Source organism: Brucella sp. 22210, assembly GCF_052045675.1.
In the GTDB taxonomy this organism is placed as follows: Bacteria; Pseudomonadota; Alphaproteobacteria; order Rhizobiales; family Rhizobiaceae; genus Brucella.
On sequence record NZ_JBQEPD010000040.1, the window covers coordinates 1 to 19,825 of the forward strand.

The following is a 19,825-nucleotide window of genomic DNA, read 5'->3' on the forward strand; positions in this document are numbered from 1 at the left end:
TTCATAGCGGCGACGTGACATCAAAGACCTCCAAATCCGAGGCCTTTCAATAACCAATCCATTCAAATAGCTAGCCTATTTATGAGTGCACGGCCTAGTTTGTGCGGCAGTTCTCGCGGGCTGTGGTCAAGGACTTGGTCAGCTGGGCGGACTGACACTAATCAGTCTGAATGTCCCCGGCAATAATCGAGCTGAGGCGAATGCTGTTCTCAATATCGGCGGTTACATTCCTGCAGGCTTGATGCCCGTTGCAACAGGCTTCGTCATCGACAAAGCGGGGCTTTCTGCGGGGGCGACTTTGTTTGCCATCATACTGACAGCGACCGCCTTAGCCGGAGCGCTGACGGTCGCACGAGGAGTGACAGACGAATAGCCGTTCGGCGCCTGTCCAATCGAAAGTCAGCCAAAGGCCAGATGCGGTCGGTCCGGTTTCGGAGCCGACCAAGAGATTGCTGACACGGTGCGTGATTGGCATTTATGACTGTTTCCTACGCCATTGCGGCCGTTATTGGAGCAATCTGTATTTGCCGATAGCCGGCACAATGGCAATTGAGGAGATTGCGAACATTTTGGCGTAATTTGCTATCGTGCTGGCGCACTACGATAGTGTATTGTCGCCTTCCCTAGCCGACCTTTTGTTCATCGAAACACAGCGAGGCTGAGATGTTCACCAAAGGAAAGAAGACGGCTCTGGTCACCGGCGCATCGTCGGGCATGGGCAAGTCTATTGCAAGGCGCCTGATCAACGATGGCTATCAGGTTTATGTTTCGGCGCGCAGTGTCGACAAAATGGCGGACCTCGCCGACCTCGGTGCTCAGCCACTGCGCATCGACGTCTCGAAGGACGAAGAGATCGTGGCGGGCGTCGAAACCATTCTGGCCCAGACCGGCGGCGTCGATGTTCTCGTCAACAATGCCGGGTTCGGCCTTTATGGACCGGTGGAAGAAATCCCGCTCGATGAAGCTCGTTACCAGTTCGAGGTCAACATGTTCGGCGCCGCGCGCCTGACGCAGCTGCTCCTGCCCGCCATGCGCGAGAAGAAAGCCGGCACCATCGTCAACATAACGTCCATGGGCGGCAAGATCTACACCGTGCTCGGGGCTTGGTATCATGCAACAAAACATGCGCTGGAAGGCTGGTCGGACAGCCTGCGCCTTGAGGTCGAGCCATTCGGTATCCGCGTTGTCATCATCGAGCCCGGCCTGATCGAAACCGGTTTTGGCGATGCCGGACAGCAGGGTATTGCCGAGCGCTCCAAGAACGGCCCCTATGAAAAGATCGCTAACGGCGTGGTCAAGTCGATGCAGTCCAGCTACGGCCACAATCGCGGCACCAACCCGGACGTCATCGCAGAAACTGTCTCCAAGGCCATAGCATCATCGCGGCCGAAGACCCGCTATGTGGTCGGCGCTTATGCCAAGCCGATGATCTGGATCCGCAAATGGCTCGGTGACCGCATTTTCGACCGTATGATCAAGAGCCAGATGTAAGAGAAAAGCGGAGGTTACCATGTCCAGGTTCCCTGTCGACAAGTGCAAGCTTCCCCAGGCCTTCTGGCGCGCTGTCGAGCGCGCCCGCATCCCGCCCGCCGCATTGCTCCGACAGGCAAAGCTGCCGGTGACATTGCACGTCTCAGACGACGCTTGGGTGACGACGGCACAATACTTTGCGCTCTGGCGTGCCCTTGAAGAGCTGACCGGTGATCCAGCGATCGGCCTGACTCTGACCATCGAGACCGACACATCCGTGCATCCGCCAGCCACTATGTCGGCCTTCTTCGCCAGGGATTTTCGCGATGGTCTTGTGCGTCTGGCCCGGTTCAAGCGGCTCTGCACGCCCGAGGAACTCACTCTCGTCGAAAAAGGCCGCGAAGCGCAGGTTTTGGTGGACTGGATCCATGCCGTCGAACTGGAGCCGGATGCAGCAGCCGATGTGACCTTTGCCGCCATACTGGAGCTGGGACGACGCGGCACCGGCCGGCATATCGAGCCGATCCGGGTGGAGATGACCCGCTCCGGGCCGCTGAGCCAAGCTCATCGGGACTATTTCGCCGCCCCGGTCATCTTCAACTCACCGCGCAATGTCCTGGTCCTCGATGCTGCCGATCTCGACCGCCCCTTTGCCGGGCACAATCCCGAGCTACTGGCCATTCTGACACCGGCATTATCCAGTGCGTTAAACGAGATCGACGCGCAAAGCTCCTTGCCCGAACAGGTCAAGATCGTGCTCAAGCGTAGGCTGGCCAGCGGCAAGCCGGAACTGGCCGATGTGGCGGACGCGCTGGGGTTCAGCGAGCGAACTCTCCAAAGGCGCATTGCCGAGGCGAGCACCTCATTCCGGCACCTGCTGGAAGCCTCGCGGCAGGAACTGGGTCGTGACATGCTGGTAAGCGGTGTCAATGGCACTGAGGAAATCGCTTATCTGCTCGGTTATCAAGACACCAGCTCATTCTATCGCGCCTTCCGCGAATGGGAAGGCGTCACCCCAAGCCAATGGCGCGAGGACAATGTCGGTCGTGGAGATGGGTCATTTAAGTCACGAAGGTTATAGCATTTCGAGTGTCCGCATTTTCGGACTTGACTACCAGTGCAGATCGTCCGCTTGCCACCCCTTCCCAGTCGCTAGTAGTTTGAAAAGAGAAACGACTGCTTTCAGAAAACTTTTCGGAAGCTCGAACGTCCGACATTGGGCGCCTTACCGACAAGCAGCTTTGAGGCCCTTAGCGGACATTGTCAGCAGCAAAAAGCGGTCGTTGAAGGCAGATTTTGCGAGTGCGTATTGCGACAAGGATTTCCCTAGACGTTCGGTAAGGGTGATTTCGCACCGATAATCAGGGGGTTTGCGAATATCCCATATACCTGATGCCGTAATTTCCACCTATTCGCTCAATTTGAGCGAAACCGCGTTCAGCCAGATGCATCCCGGCGATCAGCAGGTGTTCCGAACTGGCGAGATCAAGAAGCCTTCCTTGCGTCTCGGCGGCTAGATGCGCATCCTGATCGAATGCTATCGACACTTCGGGGCGCGGAATCTGAATCTCGGGAAAATGGACAATATCTCCCCAGACCAGCAAATTCTGACCACCGGATTCGAGGCGATAGCCAGTGTGTCCGGCAGTGTGACCCGGAAGCGGAACCGCCGTCATACCAGGAAGCACCTCACCGGCATCGAAGGTGCGCAGACGCTCGCGATAGCCATCGAATGCCTGACGGGCCACAAGGAAGTTACCACGGGCGCGTTCGGGCGCGCGGTTCAGATTGCTGTCATCCTGCCAGAACGCGACTTCCCGATAGTGGACGAGAAGCTCCGCGTTTGGAAAGACGGCTTCTTCTGAAGCGTCCATCAGACCCCCGACATGATCGGGATGGGCGTGCGTCAAAAGGATCGCGTCAATCTCTGAAGGTTCGACGCCGGCGCACAGCAGATTGGCCGTCAATTGGCCGCCCCATTGCTTGAAACCGCCCGCACCCGCGTCAATCAGAACCGTTCGGCCGCATCCGCGCACCAGATAGCAATTAATATGGATCGAGGTATGATCCGCTATCCCTGCTTTTTCCTGCAGGCGGGAGGCGTCAGCCGGGTTGATGTTCGCAAGGAAATCGAAACTGGCATGGAGATACCCGTCACTGACGGCGGTGATCGTCAGGTCTCCGACCTGGGTGGGTAGTGCAAGAAAAGACATGGTTCTTCTCCAAGCGTCAGCTCAATTTCGTGCGTGGATGTTCGACGCTTCATTGCCAAAGCAACGGATGCGCGGGATGAGGCCCGTGTTACGCCGGATGGCGTCGTCCAGTTCTTCCATGAACCGGTCCATGATCCGCGGCGTCCGAAAGGGCTCAAAGCGATATTGGATTTCTGCGAAGGCCGGGTGACCCCGACCGTGCCGAATAGCGACATAGACGATATGCACATTCTCCAACGCGGCCCGAAGAATACCGGTGCAAAGGTCTGTGCATCGCTCCGTGAGGTCAACAAGTGCTTCGTCCGGCGGCATCCTGTCGGCGGGAATGTAGATCGTGACGTTCGGCATGAAGGTCAGCCTGCCTTCACGGCAGCGGCGTTACCATCATTCGTCAACTGCGCTGTCATCGGCGTATAGACATGGACGCCTTCCGGCAGACGATTGATGTCAGGCGCATTACCGGGCTCCACCTTGGCAAGCCAACGGTGTTTGGGAAACTTCTCCATAGCGACCCCGTGCATCGCATAAGGGGTGAGGCCTAGCCGGATCAGCGGCTCTGGGCCAACCGCGCTTGACGCCAGATATTCCCCCTCCCCAATAGCCGGCGCGCGCTCGATGCCATCGTAGAGATTCCGGTGCCACTCGATGATGTTCTGTTGCCAGCGCGCGAAATTGCCGCCGCCCTTCTGCCGGTATTCCTCCCCCGTCAGAATATCGAGGCCATCAATCGAATGAAGGGCGAGATAGACGGGGCAGCCACGGCTCAACGCCTTGAAACGCTGCGAGGTATGGAAGCCGCTCACCGAAATGAGGGCTGGCAGCTTGTCCAGGCTGTAAAAGTCGTTCCATTCCGCTTCGCTTGCCGGATCGGCAAAGCTACATTCCACCGTATAGATCATCGTCGCATCACCTTCGACCGCAAGCGCGGGCCTCACGGCTTCGTTTCAAATTGATATTTTCTCATGATAATCCGCCGATACGAGCATATATATCTATATTGCATCATGCTTCGGTGACCAAATATCATTGTGGCAGTGAAGCAAACGCCAAAACATTCTCCCGGAGGCCGTCCATGCGCCGTAAGATTCCCAGCAACTCCGCACTCATGGCGTTCGAGGCTGCTTCGCGCCACGGCAGCTTCGCACGTGCGGCCGACGAACTGGCCCTGACCGAAGGGGCGATCAGCCGGCAGATCGGCCGACTGGAAGCATTCCTCGGCGTCACGCTGTTCCAGCGCGTCGGCAATCGCGTTCGGCTTCTGCCAAATGGAAAGCGTTATGCGCTTCAGGTTCGCGAGACACTCGACCGATTGGAACGGGACAGCCAGTATCTGATGGGGCAGCCCAGCGACGGCGTGAGCCTCGACATCGCCACTATCCCAACCTTTGCCACGCGCTGGCTTATTCCAAGGCTGGCGCGGTTTCGTGAAATGCACCCAAACATCACCGTGCATCTTGCAGAACGGATGGAGCCTTTTGTGCTTGCCGGAAGCGGCTTCGATGCGGCTATCCATTTCGAGCACCCTGCCTGGACAGGAATGAGAATGCACCGCCTGTTGCACGAGACTCTGGTGCCAGTCTGCAACCCGGGGCTTCTGGGCGGAAGCGAAGGCCCAGTATCCTTAGATCAATTGCCGCGCCTTCATAGACGCCAGAACCCGGATGCCTGGCAAAGCTATGCGCAGGAAACCGGGATCGTGCTGACCAATCCCGCGGTGGGCGCCCGTTACGAGCTTCACTCCATGCAAATCGAAGCCGCGTTGGCCGGTCTCGGCGTTGCGTTGGTGCCCCGCCTCTATGTCGAGACCGAGTTGGCAGAGGGCCGCTTGGTCGCGCCCTGGCCCGATGGCGTGTCAATCTCCAAGACCTTCTGCCTTATCCTGCCAGAGCCGATCCAATTGAGTGAGGGGCCCATACAGGTGTTCGCGAAGTGGATCATTAAGGAAGGACAGTCGGCCCTCTCCATGCCTTGAAAGCGGCACGTGCTATTTTCGCGAAAGTCCCAATGAGGTCTATCGTTCTGTTACTGACTCTTGCGACGGCCGTAGAATGCAGATTTGTGCGTTACCAGCAATGAGCGCTTTGGGGCGCCTTACCGACAGGCAGCTTTTGGGCCATTTAAGGAATGACAGCTAAGAGGCCCGGAGCGGAAAATCCGGTTTCGGTTGTCGCCCATGAGACTGCTGACGCCGCGCGCTATGGTCATTTAAGACCGCTTGCGACCCCATTGCGGGCATTTCGAACATCTCGGAGAGCACCCGAAAGCCGACGCTGCATAATGGCGGGCTGTTGCCTTGCAGCGACAGCCCACCACTCGATTAGGTCCTGTGAGCCGCGATTAAGAGCATCATTGGGCGCTCAAGTTCTTCGATGAGCCATGGATTATCCCGTATTTGGTCTGACGTCGGCGCGAATTCCTCCACCCGGTCGATTTGGAACCCGTTACCAATGAGAGTGTTCAGTGTGGTTCCGATAGTCCTGTGGTATTTCAGAACTCCATCGGCAAACCAGTTGGTGCGACGCTCCCCCTCAATCGAGTATCCACTGACCGGCCATGTCTTTTGGTCTGTGCCGTTGTCGATCCATTGAGGGAGTGGCGCGGCCATGAAGATCGGATGTTCGATTGTAAACACCAGGACCCCATCCGGTACCAAGGCGCGATGAATCATTGCGACGAGGCGGTCGAAATCCTCGACATAATGAAAAGTCAGAGCGCTATAGACGAGCTCGAAGGAATGGGCAGGAAGTTCGAGCGTATCCAAGTCGGCAATTTGATAGCTGATTTCATCGTCATCTGTATCCGCGCGCGCGCGACGGATCATGTTTCTTGAGAGGTCATATCCCGTTACCGAAGTGGCGCCGTTCTGGCGCATCCAACGAGATGCCCAGCCGAAGCCACAGCCCAGATCGGCAATGCGGCGACCTTGCAGTGTAGGCAGCATAGCCTTGATGGCGTTCCATTCTGGAGCGCCCTCCAACCCGTGAATTTGTCTCGGCAGCTGACTATAGCCAGCGAAGAATTTGGGATCGTCGTAGATATTTTGTGCCATGTTCAATTCCTTTGAAAGATTGGACGAGGCACGAGCCAAGTCGAAAAACCTCGTCCGGAAGGGCGAGGCCGGTATTGGCATGTCGCTTGATCAGGTCGCGCGCGCTACGCCCCGACATCTCGCTAACAAGATGCCGGCCAAGCGGGAGACAATATGGATGTCCTTTTCGACCATGCAGCGAAGATCAGCGAAAGCAGTAGTCAAGTCAAGCTTCAACTGGCTTGCAACCTTCGCGGCTCCACTACCTTCCGAGGGCGCTCCATATTGCCGCTTTGCGTTCGGATCTAATAAGAGCCGCCAGTCCACTTCCCACCCCTTCGCGGCCGTTGAAAGCAGGATAAGCGGACAGACTGCTTTGGAAAGCGTGAGAATCCAACGCTAATGTCCGGATTGGAGGCGCAAAGCGGACGACCGCATAAGTGATTTGCCATCGGTCGCAAAGGGACGACTTGGCTTGACACGGGTCGACCAACACCGGGAACCAATCTGACACGGTCCTCTTTCTTGAATTCCATGCGGTGACGTGGAGGCAAACGTGCCTCTCGTTCACATTGGGAACGCAATTTCCTTGACATATGAGGTGCCCCGGCGGATGCCGCAATGATCGTCATCATCCGGGCGCTCAGTTTCCAGGAAGGTTGCTACCATGATTAAACGCAATGCTGTTTTTCCGATGAACCGCCATGCCCTCTACGAGGCCCACGGTTACTCCGCTGCCATCGCGTCCGGCGATCTTTTGTTCGTTTCCGGCCAAGTGGGAAGCCGTGCCGATGGCTCGCCGGAACCAGACTTCGCCAAGCAGGTCCGGCTGGCCTTTTCCAATCTGGAAGCAACACTGGCAGCAGGCGGTTGCACCTTTGATGACATCGTCGACGTAACAACTTTCCATACCGATCCCGAAAATCAATTCGAAACGATCATGGCGGTGAAGAGCGAAGTCTTCTCGCAGCCACCCTATCCGAACTGGACCGCGATTGGTGTGAACTGGCTCGCCGGCTTCGATTTCGAGATAAAAGTGATCGCTAGAATCCCGGTTGGAATCTGAGCCAAGCCCTGGAGGGTCAGCACGATATGGCAACACTTCATTTAGCGTAATCGGTATGCTGCTGATCTGCTGACCACTCTTTCCGACACTCGATCTCCCAAAGCGGGCCACCCCACGACGAACAAAGCGTCAAGTTTCATATCCTAACCAACTCGCAACGTAGATGCTATCCGCAAGCCCCAACCCAAAACTTATAGAAGTTTGGGACTGGGCTTGCGGCGGCCTACCTAATGGATTTGTTAGCCGTCCGTGGAACGGGTGAGTGCTTCCCAGTCGTCGATCTCGCGGAGCATCGCGTGAAGCCGATTGCGAACAAGACCTAGTGCGTCGCTGCCCAAAAGCAGTTGTGGCGGAGGATTCTCGGACATCACGAGAGACAAGACTGCTTCAGCAAGCTTTTCCGGGTCACCGAGCTGTGCGCCGTGCTTTTCTTGCCGCGCTTCGCGGATCGGATCAAAGAGCCTGTCGTACTCGCCGATCGAGCGCTCTGTGCGTACCATGGAGCGCCCCGCCCAGTCGGTGCGGAAAGAGCCTGGACAAAGCGCGGTGACGTGCACCCCAAATGGGGCCATCTCGGTACGCATGACTTCGGAAATACCCTGTAGCGCAAACTTGCTGCCACAGTAATAAGCAATCCCCGGCATTGTGATAAGGCCACCCATCGAGGTTACATTGACCACAAATCCCGAACGCCTCTGGCGGAATTGGGGCAAGAACGCCTTGGCCACAGCGACGGCGCCAAAAACATTCACGTCGAACTGACGCTGCATCTCGGACAACGGGGATTCCTCCAGCACCCCCTCGTGCTCGTAACCGGCATTGTTGATCAGCACGTCAACCGGTCCGAAATCGGCCTCGGCTCTTTGAACGATCCCCTCAATGCGTTCAAATTCGGTGATGTCGCATAATACTACATGGGCGTTTGGAAGTTGCTCGAGCAGGGAGCTGCGTGCTTGTTCGGAACGGACGGTGCCGATCACATTGTGTCCCGCCCGCAGCGCTGCCCTGGCAATGGCAAACCCGAAGCCCGAATTGGCACCGGTAATGAAGAATGTCTTGGCTGTCATGATTGGGCCTTGCTTGTGCGTTTCGATGGATTGTAAAATAATCTGAAGCGAACCCGTCAAACAGCGCGGATCCTCTGTTATAGTTGAACGATCCTATGAAACCTGACGAACTAGCCTGGCAGGCGTCCAAACTAGCACCGCACCCCGGTTACAACCCTACGGCCTTGGATGGCATACGTATCTTACGGTCTGAAGCCGTTCTGGAGGATGTGCCAGTTCTCTATCGACCTGGTGCGGTCTTTGTGCTGCAAGGCGCGAAACAGGGCTTCCTGGATGGACAAATCTATCGCTACGATGCTGATCACTATCTTGGCGTATCGGTTCAAGTGCCGTTCCGCATGGCGTCGCAAGCCAGTCCCGAAATGCCACTGCTCGCGCTCTACGTGGAATTCGACCTGCATTTGGCTGCCGAGATCGCTATGATGCTTGAGAACGGTAGAAACACGACGCGAGAGCAGGCTCGGAGTCTTGTCTCAAGCCCGTTGTCTCCGAAATTGCGAAATCTCTTGTGCAGAACCATGAGCGCGCTTGCGGACCCGCAGGAATGCGTGATCCTCGGACCCGGCATTATTCGGGAACTGCATTACTTGGTCCTCGTCGGGCCTCAGGGGGGCGCTCTTCAGGCCGCCCTGCGTCAACGGGGCCCTGCCGGCCGGATCGTGGATAGCCTTGCACGTATTCGTGCATCATTCACAACAGGCGTTTCCGTCCCGGAATTAGCAGCAGAGGCCTGTATGAGTGTTCCTTCCTATCACGCCCATTTCAAGGCCTTCACCGGTACATCACCAGTCCGCTACGTCAAGGCCATGCGACTGCACGAAGCGCGATTGATGATCGCATCCAACCGTGGCTCAGTCGCCAGCGTTGCAGCCGAAGTCGGCTATGCCAGTGCCGCCCAGTTCAGCCGCGATTTTCGTAAACATTTCGGGCGAAGTGCTACCGAGGAAACCCGCTGGATGCGAGAGCATCTGGGAGGGTCAGCCTGACGGCGAGCCTAGACCTGCGCTGAGCGTTTCACGCCTTCTGCAGACGAAGGCTTCTTAAAGTCTCCGCGTACGGGGCTGGATCAAAAGCCTCGAGCGTCTGAAATAAAGCTCATAACGGACGCAACATCTTTTCCACAATCAGGACGGTGAGCAATAGGGGCCGCTTCAATTACTCATAAATACATGGTATTGAGAGCGATAGAAACGGATGTTATCGCTCATGCCCTGGAACTGGACACAGCCTGATTGGCCGCATTTTCGCTATGACGCGTCTGCACTCGCGGCACTGGAACAGCGATTTCTGCTCTCCTCCGGCGAAGTCATCGGCGCTGTGCGCCACATCGATCCCGACGACCGCGACCGGTTGCGCATCGAACTCTTGAGCGATGAAGCAGTCAAGACGAGCGCGATCGAAGGCGAAACATTGGACCGCTTGAGCGTCCAGTCATCACTGCGGCGGCAGCTTGGCTTGGATACGGACCGGCGTTCGGTGCAACCACGTGAACACGGCATCGCGGAAATGACGGTCGACGTTTATGGCTCCTATGCCCTGCCGCTTGATGACGCGACACTGTTTCGGTGGCATACCATGTTGATGGCAGGCAGTCGGCATCTGGAAAGCATCGGTGCTTATCGCAGACACTCCGACGCTATGCAGATCGTCTCTGGCCAGTTGGACCGCCCGACGATTCATTTCGAGGCGCCGCCATCAGCGCACGTACCGGAGGAAATGCATCAATTCATAACGTGGTTCAACGCAAGCGCTCAGACCGGCGGCACGCCCCTCCCCGCGCTAACCCGCGCCGGGCTCAGCCATTTGTGGTTCGAAAGCATTCACCCGTTCGAGGACGGCAATGGGCGGCTTGGTCGCGCACTGGCCGAAAAAGCACTCGCCCAATCGCTGGGGCAACCGAGCCTGATCATGCTCAGTTTTACCATCGAACGACAACGGAAGGCCTATTACGATCAGCTGGAAACCTATCAGCGGACCCTCGACGTCACCGAATGGTTGGTATGGTTTTCCCAAACCGTGCTGACGGCTCAACAAACAACACTGGATCGCGTCGCCTTTTACATCGCCAAGGCACATTTCTACGACCGGTACAGGGGAGCGTTCAATCCTCGTCAGGAGAAAGTCATTGCGCGTCTGTTCGAGGCGGGACCGGATGGCTTTATCGGTGGCCTCAGCGCGGACAATTATCTCGCCATCACCCGCACGTCGCGCGCCACCGCCACCCGCGATTTGCAGGACCTGGTCGACAAAGGGGCGTTAACGCGCAGTGGTCAGCTTCGTTTCACCCGATACGCGCTGAACTGGGGCAGACCGGTTGGGGAATTCTGATTTAGAGCTAAGAACTGCCTCCGCCCGACTTTTGTGGTCGGATGTAACTTCCTTTCCAGATTGCCAGTCAGGAATGTAGTTCCATATCAGTATCCAGAACTCGTTAAATGCGAGCGGCCACGGGACCGGTTATGAACTCAGCCTAACGGAACATTTTTCATAGGAGTCTGTTCATACTTTATCTTTCATTGGCGAGGACATCGAGATGAAACAGATCATTATAGCGATGGTCATCATAGCAGGATCATCGATGGCATTCGCGCAGACACAAGGTATGCCGACCCAGACCGGCGGCCAGGAGCCAGAAATTCCTGGCAATCCGCCCGCAGCGTCCGAGCGACCACCGTCAGTGCCGGAGAACGTACCCGTACCCAAAACAGCTCAGCCACAAAAGCATGACCGTAAAGCACGGATCGGGAAGCATACGAAATGTGTGCAAGGTCAGGATGCAAATAAATGTCGGGACCAACAACGCGGTCGAAAATAGCCTTAACTCGAACTTACGAAATATGAAGTGATAGGCGGTGGGTATCTAAAACCCCCGATAAGCGTATAGTTTTCCTTTCCGAAGGAGAACGATATGCCGCTTTTTAACGAGGCAAGTCGGATTTACAAGCCGGAAGAAGTCAATTTCATGAGGAGTTGCTTTTCACGGGCAGCAGACCTGTTGGAAGAATGCGACCGCGAATATTCGGCAACTGATCTTTCCACCGCAATTATAAAGCTTTATCAAAGCGGTCTTCGAAACCTTAATTATATCAGCGACTTATCGTCCCGGCTTGCACACAAGCGGTATTGTGACCGCCATAGCAATATGTCCGCGGCATCCAATTCGAATATAGCCTCATCCCAGAAAACACCATCGTGACTTTCAAACGAAAGACTTAAACACTTCGTTGGAACAAATTTGGGGCCCTCCTGTTTGGAAGAGCTATTTCCGCTTTGGGCTCGTGCCTAACGGAGGCAGCGTTTCATTCCAACAAGTGCAACGCCGGAGGAAATGACATGCCTGCAAAATCGAAAGCACAGCAACAAGCCGCAGGAGCGGCGCTGGCCGCCAAGCGTGGAGACAAGGCCAAAAGTAGCTTGCGCGGTGCATCAAAGCAGATGGAAAAATCTATGAGCAAGACAGAACTCGAGAAAATGGCATCGACGAAGCAAAAGGGAAAACCGGAACACACGTCCAAGTCTTGACGCCGCGAACCATCTCATGCACCCATTCAAAACTGCCCTGACACACTTGCTCCGATGGCATGCCACATCCTGTTTGATGGCATGCCACATCCTGTTTTAAGAAGATTATCGAAAAGATGAAACAAATGGCACACTCACGGGTTTGGCAGGTCTGCCGCAGAAAATGTTGCGGCACTAAGCTTTGAAACCAAACTGGGAGAGCTTGAAATGGCCAGAACAAAGCAACGCACACTGGACGACCTCTTTTACGATACGCTGAAAGACATCTATTACGCTGAACGCAAGATAGTGAAGACACTGCCCAAGATGGCGCGGGCAGCGAGCGATGAAAAGCTCAAAAGTGCATTCAAGAAACATCTCGAGCAAACAGAAAGCCATGTCGAGCGTTTGCAGCAATGTTTCGAGATTCTCGGCAAGCGAGCCCAGGGGAAGACGTGCGACGCCATCGAGGGCATCATTGCCGAAGGAGAAGAAATCATTGAAGAGTTTTCCGATACCCCAGCTTTGGACGCAGGACTGATTTCTTCAGCTCAAGCAGTCGAACATTATGAGATCACCCGTTATGGCACGTTGAAACGCTGGGCTGAAACGCTTGGTTACAAAGACGTGGCCAAATTACTCGACCAAACCTTGCAGGAAGAAGGCCAGACCGACAAGGATTTGACCCAACTTGCTGAGAGCTCGATCAACCGTCACGCAGAAGCCGCCTGATTTTTATGGACGTTATCGAGAAAATCTGTGTCGTCAGCCAGACTACCGACAGCAAACACAATGTTGCCAGTGTCGAGGCTCTCGCAGCGCGGTTGGCGAAGTTGTCAGGAAGCAGTCTCAGTCCTTCCTCGCAAAATTTCGACGATGTAGATGGGACGTTTTTCGTCCCGACTTTCTCGCTGATCAGACAAAGCCATCCCGAACTCGACGCAAATCAGTTTTGGGGTGGCTGTGTTGATCAGGAGTATATGACGACAAAACTGGCGACCCACCCCGCCTGGAACGAGGAAGACGAGCTGCCTGCCGGTTGGAAACCGCAATTCGCCAAGGATTTGGGAGGTGCAGCGCTAGCGGGCTTCTCCGTTTTCTCGCACGATCACGCTGCACGTGCAGGTGCCTTTCTGCTCGACAAGAGTAAGATCCGACTGAAAGACCCTTACGCATCTGGCGGTAAAAAACAATGTGTCCTTGAAAACAACCACGAACTGGACGTGTTTCTTCAATCGCTTTCGCAAAGCGAGATAGCAAAAGGAATGGTGATTGAAGAAGACGTCGAGAATTCATCCACTTACTCTGTCGGAAAAGTCAGCCTCGCTGGTCTGACGGCGAGCTACCTTGGCCGCCAGTAAATTGCGCACGACCTCATGGGCGAAAGCGTTTATGCTGGCAGTAGACTTTACGTGGTTCGGGGAGGTTGGGATGAGCTGCTCTTGCGGTTGCGCATGCCCGTCGCGCACCGAATAATTGAAGGCGCACGGCATTACGATATGGCGGCTGGAGAGCATTTCGGGCTTGTGGCCTCTCGAAAAAACTATGACGTTCTGGTTGGCCCCATAACGGAAGACGGCTTTTGCTGCGGCGTGCTCGAACAGTCCTGGCGCGTGGGCGGCGCTTCGCCCGCCGAGATTCTCGCTCTAGAAGCAATGAGCGAGGACCGGTCCATCTGCGCGCTACAAGTGATTGCGCGCGAGACTTACGGCGCAACTCCCCGGTTCGAGGTCAACGACTTTATCGTCTATGTCGGCCCGGACGATACCGGCCAGCCACTCCATAAGTATGCACGCATAGAGAAAATCTATCATGATCCGTAACGATACAATCATCGATGTGGGCCCGCATCAGCTGGAAGCCACAGTTATCTCACCCGATACAACGATTCCGGGTATCCTGTTTCTGCATGGCTGGGCAGGCAATCAGGAACGCGACATCGAACGGGCTAAATCAATTTCTGAGCTCGGTTGTGTTTGTTTAACCTTCGACATGCGCGGTCACGGCCATACGATCACCAGCAACAAAACAGTTACACGGGGAGAAAATCTGGAAGATGTCATTGCGGCCTATGATCGGCTGGCGAGCCTGAAGATGGTCGAAGAGGGATCGATTGTCGTCGTGGGCAGTAGTTATGGGGGGTATCTCGCTACGCTTTTGACAGAGTTCCGGCCCGTTAGATGGCTGGCACTCAGGGCCCCTGCCCTTTATCGCGATAGTTCTTGGCAATTACCGAAAGCACAACTCGACCGGGTCGACCTCGAGGCCTATCGCTCGGCACTGGTGGGAGCAGAAGATAATCGTACGCTCCATCAGGCCAGAGAGTTTCATGGCGATGTGCTGCTTGTTGAATCCGAACATGACACAATCGTGCCTCATCCGACCATAGCAAGCTATCAAAGCGCGTTCATCCACGCACATTCGCTCACCGTGAGAACGCTTGGCGGAGCAGATCATGCCCTTTCGGACGCTATTTATCTAAAGGCTTACAATCAGCTTTTAACGCACTGGATCAGAGAAATGGTTCTCGGAGCGCGTCAATTCGTGCGTCGGTTCAAATTTCAATATTCAAAGCTAGACCTTGCCGTTTCTCGTTCGCTGTCTTCCGATATTGCTTATGGAACATTCATTCGTTTTACTGGTTAGGACACCTCTCACAGAAGGGAGGAATTCCATGAAAAGGTCAATCCACTATCCCGCAGCTGCTGCACTTGTTCTATTCGCATCCGCTGCATTTGCTCAAACATCTCCGTCGGAAAAGCCGCAAACACCTGCGGTAACAACGCCTGGCGAAACCAATCCAAAAGCGCCTGTACCGGGGAAGAACAGCTTTACCGAGGAGCAGGCAAAGCAACGCCTAACTGACGAAGGCTATACCGAAATCATGAACCTCGAACTCAGCGAAGATGGCATTTGGCGGGCCGAAGCGATGCGCGACGGACAGCCTTTTAAGGTTCAGCTCGATTATCAGGGCAACATAACGACCCGATAAGCAAGTAGCTAAGCCCTAAACTGAATGAAGGAGACGACGATGGTACATGTCACAGGTCTATTCGACAATCACGATGAAGCGCTTGACGCGGTCCGTGCGCTGGAAGAAGCTGGCATTTCGGCCGACAATATCAGTCTGATATCCAACAATACCAATGGACAATATGCCGGTGATGCGGTGCGGGAAGACCAATCCACAATCACGGGCGTAGAAACCGGGGCTGGCGTTGGCGCCGTCGCAGGCGGTGGTGCTGGATTGCTGACAGGACTTGGCTTGCTCGCAATACCCGGCGTCGGGCCCGTTGTTGCTGGTGGCTGGCTCACGGCCACACTGGTCGGGGTGCTTGGTGGCGCAGCTGCCGGAGGTGTCGCAGCCGGAATTGTCGGCGCGCTTATGGAGAGCGGCATTCCTGAGGAAGAAGCGCAAGCCTATTCAGAAGCAATTCGCCGAGGCAGCACACTGATCGTCGTTCGCTGTGACGAGAACGAACGACAAAAGGCCGAAGCAATTTTCGATGAATGGGCGCGCGTGGACATAAGGAAGAGACGCAACGCCTATATCGATGAAGGCTGGGAAGGGTTCAACGCTTCTGGAACTCCCTATACATCCGACCAGATTGAACAGGAACGCCGTCGATGGCTATAGGCCGGGAACGGAGCAGCCACTATGAAGGAGCTTTCTCCCAAGGATGCCCGTCAGGGTCGAAAAGGTCGTCATGTTTTCGTGATCCTTATCGTCAGCCTCATTCTGGCACTCATTGTCTGGGCTGCCGTTGGCTTTTACGGCTCCCAAATACCGGGCCGGGGTTTCATGGTAGATGACAGCAAGCCACCTGCGTCCACGGAATCGCAACCGCCTGCCTCCGCGACCGGTACGCGATGACACGCCGTGCGCATAAACAACCGGAAGTCGCGTTGGGACCTGTCCGTCACGAAGCGCTCTATTGCAGTGTGCTATTCCTGAACGATCGACGATGGCCGACGAATTCGCCAGTGAACCATAGCGCGAGTCCAAACGTGAAGTTTGTTACAGCGATAGCGCGGAACATCGATGGCCTGACTGGGTTAGGCTCATGTCACGCGCGACGAAACGCATTTTGAAACACCCAAACCACCGGAAGGAAAGAAAATGGCCCAGAGTCATTCACAAAGCCATACCCAGGGTGGCACCCACGAACAGCATGTAAAAGCTGGTCAGCAAAGCCATAAGAATGATGGCAAGCAGGCAAGCGGTGGCAACAATCAGCAGTCCTCATCACGTGGCGGCTCGCATGAGCAACATGTGAAGGCGGGACAGAAAAGCCACAAGAATTCATGACCAAAGGGGGCGGCTTGTGCCGCCCCATTCTCAAACCGAACCGTGGTTCGGAAAGGTCAGACTGATGTCTTGCCCTCTTCATTCCGACTACACGTTGGAACCTGACGATCTTGTGGAGATGATCCCCGCTCTGCGCGCTTTTTCGCGCACTTTTTATCGACAAAGGGAAGATGCCGAAGATCTCGTTCAGGAAACACTTCTCAAAGCTCTCGCCAATCGGGAGAAATACGTCCCTTATTCCCCCCTCAAATCGTGGCTTTTCACTATTATGCGCAACACTTTTTGCACCCGCATCCGGCTGCAGAAGAGAGAAGCGCCCGGTGTTTCCGATTGCGTATCTCCAATTGCGAACGTAGGTCCCTCCCAGGAAGACACTGTTGAAGCACATGATGTGCAAATCGCGCTGCAAACACTGCCGCACAAGTATCGCCGGGTACTTTCGCTGGTGGTGTTTGAAGGCAAAAGCTACGAACGCACAGCGGAACTTTGCGAGTGCTCAATCGGTACGGTCAAAAGCCGCTTGCATCGGGCCCGCCATAAACTGCACAACATGGTCGATGGTTCATGAATGGAAGCAATCAGGCTCGATTGTCTGATGAGGAACTGGTTATGACGGTGCAACGCGACCCGCTGATAGCTTGCGTTTTGAATTAAGGCATGACCAACTGTCTGTTATGACAAGTCGAAATGATAGTGCCATGCATTCATTTTCTGGCAAACATATCCTGGTTTTTGAAGACAGTTTTCTTCTATCGGAAGAAACCGCGCAAAAGCTTGCGTCCATTGGGGCTTTCATTCTCGGACCCGTCAATACGATTGAGCAAGGTTTGCGTTATCTGGAAAGTAATCTGGTTGACGCAGCGATACTGGATGTTGCGCTCGAACCAGCAGCCGTGCTGCCACTTCTCGAAGCACTTGAAACGCGCTCGACTCCCTTTGTCTTTGCGCTGCCGGTCAACCCCGCCATCGACAGCAAAGGCTTCGCTGGCTTTGTACTCAGCAACCGCGACAATGACCTATCCGTCATCGCGGAAGCACTTTTTCGGCGACGGGGTCTGGAACAGTAGGCCTGATCTTAGGCCTCTTTTGCAACGTGATTGGAACATAGGATGTCTCCGGCGGTTAGGCCCGAAGCAGCAACTATGCTGAGGAAGGATTACCCGTCATGAATGAGCAATATCCCGCCCCACCTTTCGATACACCCAGTCAATCCATACCCGGCTTGACGGAACGAATGAATCCAAGACCCGACCATGGCGAGAAATCCTACAAAGGGTCCGGGAAACTTGAGGGCCGCAAAGCCATCATAACGGGCGGTGATAGCGGCATCGGTCGGGCCGTTGCAATTGCGTTCGCACGCGAAGGTGCAGATGTGCTTATCGCCTATCTCCAGGAAGAGGCTGACGCGCTTGAAGCCACTGCATTGATCGAGGCTGAGGGGCGCAAGGCTATTTTGATGAAATGTGACATTCAGCGTGCAGAAAACTGCCGGGAGATCGCGAAGCGGGCCGCGAGAGAATTTGGCCAGATCGATATTCTGGTTAACAACGCGGCACACCAATCGAGTTTTGCCTCGCTTGAAGATATCAGCGACGTTGAATGGGAATTGACCTTCCGCGTGAACATCCATGCGATGTTCTATTTGACGAAGGCCGCTTTGCCCCATATGAAGCCGGGCGCGGCAATCATAAATACAGCTTCGATCAATTCAGACATGCCGAACCCGACCTTGTTGGCCTCGACAACCAAGGGCGCTATCCAGAATTTTACGGCAGGTCTAGCTCAATTGCTGGCGGAGAAAGGCATTCGCGCCAATGCAGTTGCGCCGGGTCCAGTATGGACACCACTAATCCCCTCCACACTTCCGGAAGAAGCTGTGGCGTCCTTTGGAAAGCAGACCCCAATGAAGCGACCAGCCCAGCCCGCGGAACTGGCATCTGCTTACGTCATGCTGGCCGACCCGCTATCAAGTTATACCTCGGGTGCGACCATCGCGGTCACTGGCGGCAAGCCTATTCTGTAATTAAGTGGAGTTGCCCCTTAAAAACCGGACATTTTCAGGATTGAGCATTTCGGCTCAGGAACTCTCGTGGAGATTGATATCCTAAAGCCTTGTGCGGGTGAAGATTGTTATAGTGCTCGAACCATGATGGCAGTTGAGCCATGACAGTTTCGGCGTCCGGCGTCGGGTTGATCCGGACATAATCGCGCTTGAATGTTTTGACGAAAGCCTCAGCCATTCCATTTGACTGCGGGCTGCGCACTGGTGTTCTGCACTGTTCCATACCGATATCCCGGAGCAGGGACGCGGTGTTTTTCGCAATGAAGCATGAACCATTGTCGGTAAGCCACTGGATGGGCTCTGCCAGCATATTGATGCGCCCGAAGCGGTTTTCTACCGCCGTGATGACAAGGTCCTGTACATCTTCGCTCTTGATGCCTTCTGTCGTGGCCACATGAGCGATTGCTTCCCGATCACAGCAGTCGAGCGCAAATGCAACGCGGACCTTTTCCTTGTTGTCGCACGTGATCTCGAAGCCATCGGAGCACCATCTGGTATTGGAGCGCTCGACGGTGACTTGCCCGTCGTGTCTGCGTTCACCGGCAGCTCCGGTATGGCGCTGAAGGAGCAGATCATGCCGCTTCATCACGCGATAAACACGTTTGGCGTTCGGCCATGAACGCCCCTGTTCACGGGCCTTGCGCCGCAGAATGGCATGAACGCGCCGATAACCATAGGTCGACATTTCTTCAATGACCGCCTTGATCTGAGCAACCAGATCAGCGTCGGGAAGCGGAGGTCTCCCTCGGGCTCTGGAAAGGGTGCCTGTGGCGCGTGCAGCGATATTCGACCGGGCAACGCCTAACGTCTCGCATAGCGCCTTCATCGCAAAACGTCCTTCGGCAGCGAGATTGAGTGCAGCAGTCGTTTTTTTGGGCCGTTGGCGATTTCGAGGGCCTCCTTGAGAATTTCCCCTTCCATCGTCTTCTTGCCCAGAAGGCGCTGTAATTCCTTCACCTGAGCCTGAAGCGCCCGGTATTCCGAGGCAGGGACAACCTCCTCTTCGGCTGCGGTGGCAACCAAGGCACCCTGCGATGCAAGCTTGCGCCACGCGAACAGCTGGTTAGGCGCAATGCCATGACGACGGGCGACCAGACTGACCGTCGCGC

General features: G+C 55.3%; 22 protein-coding genes and 1 pseudogene. 17 read left to right on the plus strand and 6 right to left on the minus strand.

Annotation, left to right across the window (positions count from 1 at the left end):
- The first annotated feature begins 663 nt into the window (after positions 1–663).
- Together ACTJKP_RS23660 and ACTJKP_RS23665 are read left to right on the plus strand one after the other, a co-directional pair.
- Positions 664–1,491 (plus strand): oxidoreductase, encoded by an 828-nt coding sequence (locus tag ACTJKP_RS23660; protein ID WP_440632420.1) that lies wholly within the window; start codon positions 664–666, stop codon positions 1,489–1,491.
- 19 nt (positions 1,492–1,510) lie between these two features.
- On the plus strand, positions 1,511–2,551 hold the full coding sequence (locus ACTJKP_RS23665; RefSeq protein ID WP_440632421.1) for an AraC family transcriptional regulator ligand-binding domain-containing protein: 1,041 nt from the start codon (positions 1,511–1,513) through the stop codon (positions 2,549–2,551).
- 280 nt (positions 2,552–2,831) lie between these two features.
- Here ACTJKP_RS23665 and ACTJKP_RS23670 read toward each other — a convergent pair whose 3' ends face one another.
- Genes ACTJKP_RS23670 through ACTJKP_RS23680 form a run of 3 tightly spaced genes read right to left on the minus strand, consistent with a single transcriptional unit; the run spans position 2,832 to position 4,618 of the window.
- On the minus strand, positions 2,832–3,683 hold the full coding sequence (locus ACTJKP_RS23670; RefSeq protein WP_440632422.1) for an MBL fold metallo-hydrolase: 852 nt from the start codon (positions 3,681–3,683) through the stop codon (positions 2,832–2,834).
- A gap of 21 nt (positions 3,684–3,704) precedes the next feature.
- A complete protein-coding gene (locus tag ACTJKP_RS23675; RefSeq protein ID WP_440632423.1) occupies positions 3,705–4,031 on the minus strand; it encodes a hypothetical protein in 327 nt (108 codons plus the stop codon).
- Positions 4,032–4,036: 5 nt separating this feature from the next.
- Entirely contained in the window at positions 4,037–4,618 is a 582-nt protein-coding gene (locus ACTJKP_RS23680) for a sugar ABC transporter (RefSeq protein WP_440632424.1), read from the minus strand.
- Between the two features lie 137 nt (positions 4,619–4,755).
- On the opposite strand from ACTJKP_RS23680, the gene ACTJKP_RS23685 reads away from it, so the two are divergent.
- Positions 4,756–5,655 (plus strand): LysR substrate-binding domain-containing protein, encoded by a 900-nt coding sequence (locus ACTJKP_RS23685; RefSeq protein WP_440632425.1) that lies wholly within the window; start codon positions 4,756–4,758, stop codon positions 5,653–5,655.
- Between the two features lie 345 nt (positions 5,656–6,000).
- On the opposite strand, the gene ACTJKP_RS23690 is transcribed toward ACTJKP_RS23685, so the two are convergent.
- Positions 6,001–6,732, minus strand: coding sequence for a class I SAM-dependent methyltransferase (locus tag ACTJKP_RS23690; protein ID WP_440632426.1), 732 nt, complete (start codon positions 6,730–6,732; stop codon positions 6,001–6,003).
- 646 nt (positions 6,733–7,378) lie between these two features.
- Between ACTJKP_RS23690 and ACTJKP_RS23695 the strand changes: the two genes are divergently transcribed.
- Positions 7,379–7,777 (plus strand): RidA family protein, encoded by a 399-nt coding sequence (locus tag ACTJKP_RS23695; protein ID WP_440632427.1) that lies wholly within the window; start codon positions 7,379–7,381, stop codon positions 7,775–7,777.
- 239 nt (positions 7,778–8,016) lie between these two features.
- Here the strand turns inward: ACTJKP_RS23695 and ACTJKP_RS23700 are convergent, their stop codons facing one another.
- Positions 8,017–8,844 (minus strand): oxidoreductase, encoded by an 828-nt coding sequence (locus ACTJKP_RS23700; RefSeq protein WP_440632428.1) that lies wholly within the window; start codon positions 8,842–8,844, stop codon positions 8,017–8,019.
- Positions 8,845–8,939: 95 nt separating this feature from the next.
- Here ACTJKP_RS23700 and ACTJKP_RS23705 point away from each other — a divergent pair, with 95 nt between their 5' ends.
- From ACTJKP_RS23705 to ACTJKP_RS23765, 13 genes and pseudogenes are all read left to right on the plus strand, one after another.
- Positions 8,940–9,830 (plus strand): AraC family transcriptional regulator N-terminal domain-containing protein, encoded by an 891-nt coding sequence (locus ACTJKP_RS23705; protein ID WP_440632429.1) that lies wholly within the window; start codon positions 8,940–8,942, stop codon positions 9,828–9,830.
- Between the two features lie 220 nt (positions 9,831–10,050).
- Complete coding sequence (locus ACTJKP_RS23710; RefSeq protein ID WP_440632430.1) at positions 10,051–11,172, plus strand: Fic family protein; 1,122 nt, start codon at positions 10,051–10,053, stop codon at positions 11,170–11,172.
- Positions 11,173–12,177: 1,005 nt separating this feature from the next.
- Entirely contained in the window at positions 12,178–12,366 is a 189-nt protein-coding gene (locus tag ACTJKP_RS23715; RefSeq protein ID WP_440632431.1) for a DUF3008 family protein, read from the plus strand.
- Positions 12,367–12,573: 207 nt separating this feature from the next.
- The gene (locus ACTJKP_RS23720; RefSeq protein ID WP_440632432.1) at positions 12,574–13,077 is read left to right on the plus strand and encodes a YciE/YciF ferroxidase family protein; all 504 of its coding nucleotides are present in this window, start codon (positions 12,574–12,576) and stop codon (positions 13,075–13,077) included.
- Between the two features lie 5 nt (positions 13,078–13,082).
- Positions 13,083–14,168: pseudogene (locus ACTJKP_RS23725) on the plus strand (DUF3182 family protein).
- Positions 14,158–14,991: an alpha/beta hydrolase family protein gene (locus ACTJKP_RS23730; protein ID WP_440632433.1), complete on the plus strand. Its 834-nt coding sequence runs from the start codon at positions 14,158–14,160 to the stop codon at positions 14,989–14,991. Before ACTJKP_RS23725 ends, ACTJKP_RS23730 begins: the two are co-directional and overlap by 11 nt.
- 28 nt (positions 14,992–15,019) lie before the next feature.
- Entirely contained in the window at positions 15,020–15,337 is a 318-nt protein-coding gene (locus tag ACTJKP_RS23735; protein WP_151591359.1) for a PepSY domain-containing protein, read from the plus strand.
- A 39-nt stretch (positions 15,338–15,376) separates the two neighbouring features.
- Positions 15,377–15,982, plus strand: coding sequence for a hypothetical protein (locus tag ACTJKP_RS23740; protein ID WP_440632434.1), 606 nt, complete (start codon positions 15,377–15,379; stop codon positions 15,980–15,982).
- 21 nt (positions 15,983–16,003) lie between these two features.
- Positions 16,004–16,219, plus strand: a complete 216-nt coding sequence (locus ACTJKP_RS23745; protein WP_151591356.1) for a hypothetical protein — start codon at positions 16,004–16,006, stop codon at positions 16,217–16,219.
- A 246-nt stretch (positions 16,220–16,465) separates the two neighbouring features.
- Positions 16,466–16,654 carry a hypothetical protein gene (locus ACTJKP_RS23750; RefSeq protein WP_182522302.1) on the plus strand — a complete coding sequence of 63 codons (189 nt, stop codon included), beginning with the start codon at positions 16,466–16,468 and terminating at the stop codon, positions 16,652–16,654.
- Between the two features lie 64 nt (positions 16,655–16,718).
- Positions 16,719–17,222 carry an RNA polymerase sigma factor gene (locus ACTJKP_RS23755; protein ID WP_440632435.1) on the plus strand — a complete coding sequence of 168 codons (504 nt, stop codon included), beginning with the start codon at positions 16,719–16,721 and terminating at the stop codon, positions 17,220–17,222.
- A 130-nt stretch (positions 17,223–17,352) separates the two neighbouring features.
- On the plus strand, positions 17,353–17,721 hold the full coding sequence (locus ACTJKP_RS23760; protein WP_440632436.1) for a transcriptional regulator: 369 nt from the start codon (positions 17,353–17,355) through the stop codon (positions 17,719–17,721).
- A gap of 98 nt (positions 17,722–17,819) precedes the next feature.
- On the plus strand, positions 17,820–18,677 hold the full coding sequence (locus tag ACTJKP_RS23765; RefSeq protein WP_440632437.1) for an SDR family oxidoreductase: 858 nt from the start codon (positions 17,820–17,822) through the stop codon (positions 18,675–18,677).
- 34 nt (positions 18,678–18,711) lie between these two features.
- Here the strand turns inward: ACTJKP_RS23765 and ACTJKP_RS23770 are convergent.
- A protein-coding gene (locus tag ACTJKP_RS23770) for an IS3 family transposase (protein WP_440630270.1) occupies positions 18,712–19,825 on the minus strand; the annotation gives its coding sequence in 2 pieces (ribosomal slippage) (positions 18,712–19,595 and positions 19,595–19,825; 1,115 coding nt annotated over the 2 pieces). This gene is flagged as partial in the annotation.